Here is a 12,203-nt window from a genome sequence, read left to right on the forward strand (position 1 = left end):
CCCTGATTCACTACAAAATCAACCTCTAACTGCTTATGAACCCTCTTTCCTTCACCATTCTTTGCAAATACATCCACAATACCGACATCCACATTGTAACCACGCACAAGCAGCTCATTATAAACTATGTTCTCCATAATATGAGTAGGCTCCTGCTGTCTAAAGTTCAGTCTGGCATTTCTAAGTCCTATATCCGAAAAATAGTATTTCAGGTTTGCTCCCACATATTTTCTGCCCTTAATATCATACCTGTTTGCTTTGGAAATCAAAAATGCTTCTGCCAGATAATCAATATGATTGGATATGGTTTTATTGCTGTAATTGATGCCTCTCTCACTTTTGAAAGTATTTGATATTTTTGTCGGATTGGTAGGTGCTCCAATGGCAGAAGCAAGAATATCCACCAAAGTGCCGATTTCATCAACATTTTGAATCCTATTTCGCTCTACCACATCCTTGATATAAACATTGATAAAAATATTTTTAAGATATTCAGCCTTCTGGCGTTCCACAGAAAATTGTGCCACTTGTGGTAAACCACCGTATATCATATATTCTTCCCAAGCATCATCATAATCTCCATCGAAAGCTGCATAGAACTCTGCAAAGGACAACGGATAAATTCTGATTTCATCTCCTCTACCTCTAAATTCCGTTACAATATCGCTGGATAAAAATTTAGAATTACTGCCGGTTACATACACATCAATGTTGCTGATACGAAGCAAACTATTCAGCACTTCCTCAAATCGTGGCATCAACTGTACTTCATCCAAGAGTAGATAATACTTCCGGTCATCTTTCATTGCATTTTTAATATGCTGATAACACTTCTTGGGATCTCTCAGCTCCTCATTTTCAATGCCATCTAAAGCAATTTCAATGATGTGGTCATTATCTACACCACTTTCCAATAAATATTTCTTAAACAACACAAATAACAGGAATGATTTGCCGCATCTCCTGATTCCCGTGATAATCTTAATCATTCCGTTATCTTTTCTTATCTTCAACTGTTCAAGGTATGAATCTCTCTTAATCTCCATAGCACCGCTCCTTGTTTTTGTGCATTGCACGAATTTTGGTAATGTAATTTTACTACTAAATTATTTTTACTTCAATAGTCATTACTATTTTTTGTGTATTTGCACTTCTTTATCCTATCTTTGACCGTTTTTTGTTTCGCAGTGATATGTGCTATATTTTTTTATTCAATGAATTTTTTCTGTCTATTGCGCAATAAAAAATAACGTAATAATTTTAATCAGCAACCGAATAAGTATGTCCATTACATACAACTTTATCTACTTTCGAGCAATCAATAAATTTTTTGAAAAACTGATTATAAACATACGAGGATTTTTTATCACCGTCCTCGTTGCTTGAACTCAATGAAACATAATTGTCATCATTAATAATTTCTATTTCGCTTCCATCCTTCATAACAAGCTTCATGTCTTTAATTGTATATGGTTTTTCTGCTTCAACCAGAAATCCCAAAGCAGAAATATACATGGTTCTGGTCTTCCCTATTTGAATTTTCTCAGCTTTTCCTACGGTATCTAATGAAAAATAATACTCCTTGCCATGCTGTCCATTTTCGGATAACTGTGCGAAATCTGTCAGACAAACGCTGTTGCTTAAATCTCCATTGATATAATCTTTTGCTTCAAATTGATACAAAATATATAAGTCGTCTCCATCGCGTTTCGCATATACAGTTCTGCCATGTGATCCCATCACGGCAATGCTAAATCGTTTGCCAAAGGTATTACCGCCTAATTGATTCGATGACGAAATATTCGCATCCACGGCTCCCTCCGAATTTATCACCTTAAAGAGCAGCAGTCCTAATTTTGTATTTTCATCATATACTCCATCTGCTAAAGAAATTGTATAGGAATCAATTTGAAAAGAAGAATTACTCTTTATTTTCAGATCGGTTAAAAGCGGTTCTTCCAGTTGAAACATAGAATCTACAGTGTTTTTCCCAGTACAGCCTGCAAGCAGCACGATCACCAGAATCGCTGTCACCCAAAAGGAACAGTTACGAATCACTCTGTTTGCTTTTTCGCTCTTTGCACTTAAAATATTTGTCATACAGACCTCCTCTTTTTGTTTTCAGCACTTCCAATTAAATGAAACAAAAACCCTATTAGCATACCCGTTGCGGAAATTATTGTTCCGCCTGCAATCATTCCCCAATCCGGTGCATTCAGCTTGTTAAAAGCAATATTATTTGCCATTTTGAATGTACCGTATTCAACAAGCATATACATTATACCAAAAAAGACAGTAAAGGCCCATTTTTTTATTCCCCAAAAGTCATTAATCCCGATAATAACAGAAACAAAAAATGTTGTTACAGGAAGAATAACCCAAAGGTATAATAAACTATACCCCATCGCACTACTATCGTCTTTAAAAAACCAGAACGCGATCATTGCAATCGCCCAAATCAGCAGATAAGACAAGATGGTAATCATTTTATTTCTTTTAATGTTGCTTTTTACGACATTTGTACTTTCTTCAAGATAATCATCCCACATGCTACTTCACCTCCTTTTCGTTTTAATATACCATATCTCAAATTAATTTTAAAGCCAGTTATCTATATCCAAAAGCCACAGCATCAAAAATAACGCTGTGGCTCCGAATCAAACATTCATTTTAATATTACTGATTGGATCATTTTATACATTTCAAAGAAATCCCCTTTTGTGGTAACCATTTGCGATACGCCTTCAATTTCTTTAACGGGACTTTCGTGGTGGCATTTTTATGAATACCATAAAATGCTTTTGTCCCCACTTTTTTCCCATTTAATAAAGTACTTTTTATTGTTATTTTTTTCAATTGTTTACAATTATAAAAAGCCTTTTTCCCAATTCGGGTAATATTTTTTCCAATTACCACAGACTTCAACTTTTTGCAATTACAAAATGCTTTGTCGGAAATTTCAGTCACCTTATATGATGTTCCATTCAATGTTATCCGATCTGGTATGCTTGTACTTATCATACTTTTCTTTTTTCCTACAGATTCAAACGATACACTTTTCCTTACATTCAACACTTTATAACTATATCCTGTTGTGCGATCATATAATATCGTTCCTGCGTCTGGCATTTGGTATGCCTTTTCCACCTTTGGATTCTGAGATGGATACACTATTGTCCCCTGATGTTCCAAAGGGTTCTCCGTTGGACATAAGGTTGTCTCTGGACTCTTAACTGGTTTTTCTGTCGGATGCATCGTTGTCTCCGGACTCTTCTCTGGATTCTCTGTCGGACGCACCGTTGTCTCTGCGCTCTGCACAGGTAGTATTGTTGATATTGGACTAATAGTCGGTGTTATCCCTCCTCCTGTTGGAATCGCTGATGCCGGAGATTCGCTCTGCAACGGTGAAGCGGTCTCAGGAATTTCTGTCTCCTGCTTATTCCAGTCATCATCAAGTAACAAAATCTGATTTCCTACAATATACGGATCTTTTCCCCACGGATAACCCTTAACAACATCTATCAACTCCATTTTAGAAATGTCCCAAAGTATATACATACTCTCATCATCTTTTGTATAACATAATTGTCGAATCCCCCCATCTAAACACATAGGATCACTCGGTCTGACATTTCCAACAATAAGATTCAAATCAGAATCATACACATTAAACAATCTATACTTTGTTCCTATATCAATAACCAGATATTCATTCACAACCATAAAATAGGATGGCAATTTTTCCAATAAAACTTCCCCTTTGAGGTTCTCGATCCTGCATTTGCTGTCTTTCGAAGCGATCCAGCAATACTCCTTATCATTCATTTGAAAATAATAACATTCGGAAATATTTTGATATTTTTCCGGCAATTGCTCAATCCATTCACCTGTATTATCAACTTTATCAATCACATAATACAAATCTGACATTTCACTATTAGAAAAGGTAATAAAAATGTACTTACTTATTTCCATCAAATCTTTTATCTGATATGTTTCGTCCGTGAAAGCTTTATAAATATTATCTTTATAATATACCTTCCATTGCTTTCCTTCATTTACCGTCCATGATGCAGACACATTACCTTTTGTATAAAGAGATACCTTTCTATTATATTTATCACTTAACCCCACGTCCGCATAATCACAACAAGAGATATTGGTTCCAGACAATATATAGCATTTTTTTAGCTCATCATCAAATATATATTTTTCCTCTGCATTATAAGCAACAGGAACAATTGTAGATCGCTTTATAATATCCCAATCAATATTAATTCTGTCGTATACATATTCTTGCTGAATATTATTATATCTATCCTTTCCTGTTTGTTTTTTCTTGTGATAATATAATGTTTTCTCCCCATTTTTCACAAAAGAGCTATAACTATCATCAAATGTTAATTTATTAGTTACATCATGTACTTTACCTGAATACTGCAGCAAACCACTTGATACTCCTGCAACCATATTGCTCCATTTTTCCATATTCTCTGTTGGATCATCCTTTAAATAGATACTCCCCTGTTTCAAAGTAACACTAGAAGAATCCTTTACCAACAGTTCCTTTGTGTCTTCATTATAATATCCAATATAAGATCTTTCTCCCGTAACTATAGGTTGAGCTGGTTTCCCATACACTGGAAGACCACCTTCTACATAACGACCATTTTCATCATATTGATATTGATATGTCACTTTATCTGTTTCTCCGTTCTTTTCCACCTCGGCCGTAAACGAAATTATATAGTCTTGAATCATTCCATAATCATCATTAAGATTCTTTTCAACAATTATCTCCGGTTCCTTGTCCCATGCAATAAATTTATATCCATACTGCGTACAACGGTCATTCAATTTTTGAACCAATTTTTCTTTTTCCTGATCAATCCATATACTGCAATTTTTTTCGTATATCTTCTGTACGATTTTCTCCCTCCGTTTTTGCAGTAATGATGCCGCCTCCTCTTTAGATAACCCCTTTGTTTGTGTCAAGTTTCCTTCTTTGTCATAAAACAATAACTCACAATTAGATGTATTATTCTTTAACTTGCAGATACAATTTGTATCATAGATTTCATCACTAAATAAATATTCATTTGAAGAAGCAGTGGAAATATTTTCACTGCTAAACCACCGTTCCCCATCTACATATACCTGTGTATCTGAAATTTCTTTATTATCTGCCAATAATATTTCTTTCGGATCTATTGTCTGTATTTTATAACTGTATTCCGGCTGATACTGAGTCACTGCTTTTCCATTTATCTTTTCTGTCGGCCATAATATACTATTATACAACATACTGCTCAATTTTTGTAATTCATTATTACCTAAGTGTACCGCATCCCATCCATCTTCCAATACAGTCTTTCCTGTAGAATCCTTCACACCAAACTTTTCATTTCCATCCGAATCATGATTCATATAAATATAACGAAAATCTTTCTGACTGCTATATAATGAACAAATCGCAGTGACATCATCATATTGCGGCTTTACAATAATATTTCCCTCCAAATCGCTAAAACCATACTTCACTCCTTCTTCAGTAAGACTTCCAACCTTGCATATACTATTTTCATGGTCCCATTGATCTGTATTTATATTGTTAATATATGTAAACTGTGGTTTCATCACTTCATTACCTTCATCATCAATTAAGCCATAATACCATACCCCCTGAACAGCCTTGGCAACCATGTATAAATAGTGATTTTTGTATATCACCTCGTCCATAGGATAACAATTGTTTTCCTTTAAAATAGAGATCGCATTATAATCTGTATTTTTTTCATTCAAATTTTCATCAATCAATACCAGCTTTTCATCCCTTTTTGCCACAAAAAAACCTTTCTGGCTTTTATAACGCTATAACCAGATCATTGTTCCCATTGCATTTCGTAGCATGTTTCCTCTTGCATATTCGATGCTATCTATATCTAAGGTTTTTATATAATTGTATTGTCCATCCATGGCTATAATCTTGCCATTTTTCTTACCAAATATCAGATGATTTCCATCACTTTTTTTATGACTTCCAAGCAATTCATCCACAGGCAGTCTAGGATTATATTGAACATTCCACCCCTTCTCTTTAGAATAATTTGATCCTATTGCTTTACTGTCATTGTTTTGTGCCACTGCTGTAGTATTTACTGATGCGAACACCAAAACAACACTCAATGCGAAACTTCCTATTCTTTTCATAATGCATCTTCCCATTATACTTTCCTCCTTTGCACTTTGAAACATTTATATTTTATCATTTATAGTTATAATACCATGTGTATACATTGCACGTCAATATATCTTTTATATTTACACCTATTATTATAAGTGTAAATATAAAGTATACATATTGCGCGTCTATTTATTTAATATAATATAGAGGTGATTAAATGCAATTTAAAATAAAAAAGACTGAGTATGTAAATAAAACATTCCGCATAACCAAGGATTTAAATGAACGTCTATCACGGATAGCGCAAAAAGAAAATATCTCTATGAATGAACTTGTAGTTCAATGTTGTGAATTTGCTTTATCCAACTTGAATGATAATAAAGAAAATATATGACAGATTATAATCTCGTATATAATTATACATTATATTCTAAGTCAATAATATATAATTTATTAAAGACAATACTATAATCAAAAATGAGGTGCCCCAAAAGTTAATCTTTTTGACGCACCTCATTTTGCCTTACAAAACCATAATTTACCCTTTTCCAGAAAACGCCTTCCTGCTATACAGATAATAGATTACAAACAGCACGCCTCCCGTAAATATCCAGGAAGCCACATACACATTCATCAACATTTCAAAGGTCGGAACCATCTTAAAAATCGTTACCAGCCAGATCATTCGAAAGACTACCGTTCCGAGAATCGTCACCACAGACGGCTCCAGAGATCTGCCCATGCCTCTCATAGCGGCGCTTTCCACCTCATAGGTTGCTGTGAGTCCCTCCAGAGCGCAAACACGCTCCATTCGGATAATGCCGTAAGCGGCAACTGCCTGGCTTGTGGTATAAATACTGACGAAAAATCCCTTCCACACAATAAATACAACGCTCAATATCTCGGTAAAACCGATTCCAAACAGCATACACAGCCAGAAGATCCTGCGGCACCGTTTAAAATTGCCGGCACCATAATTCTGACTGGTAAAGGTTACTGCCGCCTGCGCAAATGCATTGGCAATATCATATGTAAAGTATTCAAAGTTTAATGCCAGAGAGGAACCGGCAATCGCATCCTCCCCGAAGGAATTGATGCCACTCTGGATAAACACATTCGAAATAGAAAAGATCGCTCCCTGAATCCCCGCTGGGATTCCAATGATCAGTATCTTTTTCAGATCGGTCCATTTGATCCTCATATCATGAAAACGAAATTGAAACTCATCCCGTCTGTGATGAAGACAATGGATCACGAGAGATGCACTCAATATATTGGAGATCACCGTAGCGATCGCCACGCCGGATACCCCCAGCCGGAAGCTGATCACAAGAACCAGATTTAAAATCACATTCACAATACCGGACGCCAGAAGATAATACATTGGGCGTCTGGTATCCCCGAAACTTCGAAGTGTCGCAGAACCAAAATTGTAGATCAACATAAAGGGAATACTCAAAAAATAGATCCGGATATACAATAAAGCCTCTGCCATAACACTTTCCGGCGTGCCGGAGGCTTCCAAAACGAGCCGTGCCGTCAACATGCCAAGGAGCATCAGAAATACTCCCAAAGCTGCTCCAAAGGTTAAGACCGTATGAAGCATTCCCGGAATCCGTTCCCGTTTCTTCTGACCGATCAGGCTGGCTAACACGGCATTGGGTCCCACCGAAAGTCCCACGATCAGATTGACAAAGATACCTACCAGTGCCACACAGCTTCCCACCGCCGCCAGTGCCTGATCTCCTGCAAATCGTCCAACTACGGCAACATCTGCGGAATTAAAAAGCTGCTGTAAAATACTGCTAAACGCTAACGGAAGGGAAAACAGAATTAATTTTCCTGCAATCCCTCCGTTTAACATATCCATCTCTTTCTCTGTTGTTTTCATGATGTTTTGCCTCCACATTCCCTAACACTGTATCACAATTTATATCAAATAGAAAGTGTGGATATCATCAAAAATTGTATATTAGACCCATACCAATTTCTTTTTCAGATACTGTGGCACTACAGCTCCCGGATCACATCCTCCCGTACCGGATCCATATGCTCATCAATAAGACCAAAGTCCATCTCCTTGTAACTCCATGCTGCTCTTCCAATACCATATTTTTCAAATACAGCATGAATGCTTTGATACCATTTCAATGTATCCTCCGGAGATGCCAGATTGATCACGCCATATTCTCCGCAATACAACGGCACATTTCTCTCCTCTGCCACAGAGACCGCCTCCGCAAACAGCTTTTCAAAAAATTCGCTGTCCAGAGCATGGGCAATGTCCTTTGCCGGCTCCAGCATTATCATATTATTCGGAAGATATTCCTTCGTTCTGTCCCAAAATACGGACATGTCATGATCAAAGGACATCCTGTAATCTGAAGGCATTGTATCTATCCACCCTGCTCCCTGATGCGTAAAGATCAACGGTTCATAGCAGTGAAAATTATAGACAATGTTCTCATCGGCAGGCATTGCCAGATCCTTCACAGCGGCAACACTGTTATTCCAATAACCGCCCACAAGGATCTTTACCGTCGGTGTAATCTTGCGGATACGGCGGATGCATTCCTGTGAAATGCGATTCCACGCATCCATGGTCTTTTCGTCCGTCACTTCATTAAGAAGCTCAAAGGCAACCTGATCTCCATATCCGGCAAATTTCCGGGCAATTTCCTCCCACAGTGTATAGAAATATTCCTGATAGCTCTCCTCCGCAAAAAATCCATGCTCCTGCTCGCCCTTATCAAAGGAATAACCTGCAGTTTTATGAAGATCCAGAATGACATTCAACCCATATTTGCGACACCACTCTACAGCACGCTTTACATAGTCAAAACCGTCCTTCTTAAATGTTCCGTTTTCCTCCCGCAGGACATTGTAATCCATTGGCAGACGAAGATGATCCAGCCCCCATGTACTGAGACGCTTGATATCTTCCTCCTCAATAAAATGTTCCAGCCGTTCTTTGCTGTAATCACACTGTGACAGCCAGCCACCAAGATTGACACCCTTTTCATATCCGATCCATTTTCTCATCGTGATCACCTTTCCTTTCTTTTTCCTGCATTTATATAAGCGTAATCTGTTTTCTTTTTTACAACTTCATCATAGTATTATTTTGTTAGATATGATACTATGAAACAGATAAATATATCATAATACCGATATAATATGATATCAGGGTCAAAAGCAGATAGTAATATATGTTTACATCCAAATTACTATCTGCCGGCTTAACCATGGCATTATAAAATTACTTTCCACAGAAAGGAGCTTTCATACCCATGAACGTCAAAAAGGAACTCCGGAATCTCCTCGCCAAGCAGCAGGAGGAAGAATATTTTCATATCTCCCTGGAGGAGGAATTTGCCTTCTACCGGGATATTGCCTCCGGCAATCCGGACATTTTGCAGGGAGATATCGCCAATCAGAACTGGGAACATATGGGAACATTATCTGCAAATCCTCTGCAGAATATGAAGTATCATCAAGTCATTCTGATCGCTATGATCACCCGTTTCTGCATTGAAGGGGGACTGGAACCGGAGCAGTCCTTTACCCTCAGTGACCTCTTGATCCGCAAGGTGGATCAGTGTACCAGTCAGGAGGAGCTCGCCGGGATCAAGGTGAAGGCTGTCACTGCTTTTACCAACGCCATGCATGAGCTTCGTCAAGGGAAAGCCCTTTCCTATCATGTCCGGCATGGCATTGATTACATTGTCAAACATATGTCCTACCCTCTTTCCAGCCGGGAAGTTGCAGCAGCACTGGGACTTCACCCGGAATATTTATCGAAGCTTTTCAAAAAAGAAACAGGATATACCCTGCAACAGTATATCCTGCATAAAAAATGTGAAACCTCCTGCTATATGTTGAAAAACAGCACCATTAGCTGTACCGATATCAGTTCCTTTCTGGGCTTTGCCTCCTGCAGCCATTATATCCGCTGCTTCCACCGGGAATATGGTGTCACACCGGGACAGTACCGGCGAAACGAAGATCTCACTGACTATTCCAGGCACTAGAATTTCCACTGTTTTTCCGGCATCCTGTACTTCAGGCACTCTGTAATAAAGAGGAAAAACCGGCGTTTTGCCCTTGCTTCCCACCACATTACGAGCATTTTCCGATACATTATTCGGTCACCGCATAATCACTGTCATACATCCGGCGAAGATTCTCCTTACTGTTGTACTGCTCACCGATACAAAACTCCTTGGACCAGGTCATGTAATATGCCCATGGTGTATGTGACTGCGCAAGGCAGTCCACATCCGGCATATAACCGACCTCCGCAAGTGCCGCAACCTTATCGCTGCTTGTCGCTTTGATCAGTTTCCCGTATGCGTCTGCATAGTCTGTCGGCTTATATTCCGGCAGGTAAATGTCCACCGAAACCACATCGACATACGCATCCCCCGGATATCCCTCCGGCAGACGGCAGTTCCATACCCACAACAGATTATCGAGATGCCACTCATTGACATAATAATCATACATCAGAAGATATAATTCTCTGGCAACCTCCGGTCCCTTTGACCCCCACCAGAACCATGTCCCGTCCGACTCATGAAACGGTCTCCATAAAATTGGGATGCCCGCATCGCAAAACTCCTTCAGATATCCGGCAATCACTGCCATATCATGATAAAACGCTTTCCGCTCCGGAGAGCCTTCCTCAAGTACCTTCTCCGGATCAAAATCCGTATGCTCCGCATAAAAACTCTTGTCTCTTCCGCCAAGCGGCGAGAACCAGTGAAAAGAAAATGTCAGAATCCCATCGGATTCCTTCGCCCACTTCATTGCCGTCTTTAATGTGTCCCTGTTTTCGTACACCTCGGTAAGACATGCCTCCCCGGCATCCTTTTCATTGATATTCGGCGAATATGCCAGCAGCTCAAAGCCGCGAAGCTTCGGTGTCTTTCCGGTCACCTCTTTGATATAAGAAATCTCCTCCATCGGATTCGTCTGCGTATGCTGTCCTGTAATGATTCCATGTCCTGCTGTTTTCTCCAGATAGTGAAGAAGCTCTGCCGCTTCCTTCGACGCATTCTTATTTACCGGTTTCTGCATATCACTACATCCCCTTTTCCATACAGACCACACCCGTAAGTCTGCATTTATGGCATCAACACATTATTTCCTGTTACATTCTGTCCGTATTTTCGGACACGTTATCCTTCAAAATAAACTTGTGGATCACCTTCGCCACACCATCCTCGTCATTGGATGCCGTCACATAATCGGCAGCTTCCTTGACAACCGGCTGTGCATTCTCCATCGCAACACCAAGTCCTGCATATTTGATCATCGACAGGTCATTAAAGCCATCCCCACAGGCAATCATATCCTCCCTCTTGTGCCCTGTCATCTGACAGAAACGCTCCAGTGATGCTGCCTTGTCAATTCCCTTCGGCGTGATCTCCAAAAAAAACGGCTCACTGCGGCTGATGCAGAGCTTGTCCCCAAACTTTTCCTCATAAATCTTCTCGGCCTCTGCCGCCACGGATGGCTCCGCTGTTCCCAGACATTTATTCAGCGGGAAGTCCACATAATCCTCCACACGCTCCATCTGTTTTACCGGAAGATGATTGATATTTTTCTCCACATCGATATATTCATCATAATGCATGCCGGTGATAATATTATTGTCCTCATCATAGGAAAGAAGTCCGATATCCAGCTTTCTTGCAAGCCGGAACAGATCCGGCACAAGCTCCGGCGGAAGTGTCTTCTGATAGATCACCTCATCCGTACTGCAGTCCGTGATCTTTCCCCCGTTAAACGAAAGAATATATCCTCCGTTTTCCTTGAGCTTTAATTCCTCTGCCAAAGGCTCAATGCCGGCAGTCGGGCGCCCGGACGCCAACACAACCGTGTGTCCCTGTTCCTGTATTTCCATCAGTGCTTTTTTCGTCTCCGGTGTTATTTTCTTTTCTGAATTTGTCAGTGTACCATCCAGATCAAGTACCAATACTTTTTTGTCCATTTTACCAATTCCTTTTTGTGATTT

At 39.3% G+C, this 12,203-nt stretch carries 11 protein-coding genes; 2 read left to right on the plus strand and 9 right to left on the minus strand.

Features of this window, described 5'->3' with window-relative positions:
• The 5 genes from ACZLMD_RS06230 to ACZLMD_RS06250 form a co-directional block, all read right to left on the minus strand.
• The coding region (locus ACZLMD_RS06230) for an ATP-binding protein (protein WP_489495342.1) at positions 1–1,046 on the minus strand (1,046 nt) is incomplete at its 3' end.
• 214 nt (positions 1,047–1,260) lie between these two features.
• Positions 1,261–2,100 carry a hypothetical protein gene (locus tag ACZLMD_RS06235; RefSeq protein WP_022306945.1) on the minus strand — a complete coding sequence of 280 codons (840 nt, stop codon included), beginning with the start codon at positions 2,098–2,100 and terminating at the stop codon, positions 1,261–1,263.
• Positions 2,097–2,549: a hypothetical protein gene (locus ACZLMD_RS06240; protein ID WP_022306946.1), complete on the minus strand. Its 453-nt coding sequence runs from the start codon at positions 2,547–2,549 to the stop codon at positions 2,097–2,099. Before ACZLMD_RS06240 ends, ACZLMD_RS06235 begins: the two co-directional genes overlap by 4 nt.
• Before the next feature lie 139 nt (positions 2,550–2,688).
• Positions 2,689–5,844, minus strand: coding sequence for a leucine-rich repeat domain-containing protein (locus ACZLMD_RS06245; RefSeq protein ID WP_489495344.1), 3,156 nt, complete (start codon positions 5,842–5,844; stop codon positions 2,689–2,691).
• 27 nt (positions 5,845–5,871) lie between these two features.
• Entirely contained in the window at positions 5,872–6,210 is a 339-nt protein-coding gene (locus ACZLMD_RS06250; protein WP_489495346.1) for a hypothetical protein, read from the minus strand.
• A 191-nt stretch (positions 6,211–6,401) separates the two neighbouring features.
• Between ACZLMD_RS06250 and ACZLMD_RS06255 the strand changes: the two genes are divergently transcribed.
• The gene (locus tag ACZLMD_RS06255) at positions 6,402–6,578 is read left to right on the plus strand and encodes a toxin-antitoxin system HicB family antitoxin (protein WP_022306948.1); all 177 of its coding nucleotides are present in this window, start codon (positions 6,402–6,404) and stop codon (positions 6,576–6,578) included.
• A 144-nt stretch (positions 6,579–6,722) separates the two neighbouring features.
• Here the strand turns inward: ACZLMD_RS06255 and ACZLMD_RS06260 are convergent, their stop codons facing one another.
• Together ACZLMD_RS06260 and ACZLMD_RS06265 are read right to left on the minus strand one after the other, a co-directional pair.
• The gene (locus ACZLMD_RS06260) at positions 6,723–8,075 is read right to left on the minus strand and encodes an MATE family efflux transporter (RefSeq protein ID WP_489495348.1); all 1,353 of its coding nucleotides are present in this window, start codon (positions 8,073–8,075) and stop codon (positions 6,723–6,725) included.
• 119 nt (positions 8,076–8,194) lie between these two features.
• Positions 8,195–9,226, minus strand: coding sequence for a glycoside hydrolase family 5 protein (locus tag ACZLMD_RS06265; protein ID WP_489495350.1), 1,032 nt, complete (start codon positions 9,224–9,226; stop codon positions 8,195–8,197).
• A gap of 248 nt (positions 9,227–9,474) precedes the next feature.
• On the opposite strand from ACZLMD_RS06265, the gene ACZLMD_RS06270 reads away from it, so the two are divergent.
• On the plus strand, positions 9,475–10,215 hold the full coding sequence (locus tag ACZLMD_RS06270) for an AraC family transcriptional regulator (RefSeq protein WP_489495351.1): 741 nt from the start codon (positions 9,475–9,477) through the stop codon (positions 10,213–10,215).
• A 109-nt stretch (positions 10,216–10,324) separates the two neighbouring features.
• On the opposite strand, the gene ACZLMD_RS06275 is transcribed toward ACZLMD_RS06270, so the two are convergent.
• On the minus strand, positions 10,325–11,263 hold the full coding sequence (locus tag ACZLMD_RS06275) for a glycosyl hydrolase (RefSeq protein ID WP_489495353.1): 939 nt from the start codon (positions 11,261–11,263) through the stop codon (positions 10,325–10,327).
• 73 nt (positions 11,264–11,336) lie between these two features.
• Positions 11,337–12,179 carry a Cof-type HAD-IIB family hydrolase gene (locus ACZLMD_RS06280; protein WP_118560669.1) on the minus strand — a complete coding sequence of 281 codons (843 nt, stop codon included), beginning with the start codon at positions 12,177–12,179 and terminating at the stop codon, positions 11,337–11,339.
• Positions 12,180–12,203 lie beyond the last annotated feature (24 nt).

This window comes from Jutongia sp., assembly GCF_057878315.1.

Excerpts from the sequence above, each read along its gene's own strand:
- ACZLMD_RS06235 (WP_022306945.1), bottom strand. The coding sequence starts at position 2,100 with ATGACAAATATTTTAAGTGCAAAGAGCGAAAAAGCAAACAGAGTGATT.
- ACZLMD_RS06240 (WP_022306946.1), bottom strand. The coding sequence starts at position 2,549 with ATGTGGGATGATTATCTTGAAGAAAGTACAAATGTCGTAAAAAGCAAC.
- ACZLMD_RS06250 (WP_489495346.1), bottom strand. The coding sequence starts at position 6,210 with ATGAAAAGAATAGGAAGTTTCGCATTGAGTGTTGTTTTGGTGTTCGCA.
- ACZLMD_RS06255 (WP_022306948.1), top strand. The coding sequence starts at position 6,402 with ATGCAATTTAAAATAAAAAAGACTGAGTATGTAAATAAAACATTCCGC.
- ACZLMD_RS06260 (WP_489495348.1), bottom strand. The coding sequence starts at position 8,075 with ATGAAAACAACAGAGAAAGAGATGGATATGTTAAACGGAGGGATTGCA.
- ACZLMD_RS06265 (WP_489495350.1), bottom strand. The coding sequence starts at position 9,226 with ATGAGAAAATGGATCGGATATGAAAAGGGTGTCAATCTTGGTGGCTGG.
- ACZLMD_RS06270 (WP_489495351.1), top strand. The coding sequence starts at position 9,475 with ATGAACGTCAAAAAGGAACTCCGGAATCTCCTCGCCAAGCAGCAGGAG.
- ACZLMD_RS06275 (WP_489495353.1), bottom strand. The coding sequence starts at position 11,263 with ATGCAGAAACCGGTAAATAAGAATGCGTCGAAGGAAGCGGCAGAGCTT.
- ACZLMD_RS06280 (WP_118560669.1), bottom strand. The coding sequence starts at position 12,179 with ATGGACAAAAAAGTATTGGTACTTGATCTGGATGGTACACTGACAAAT.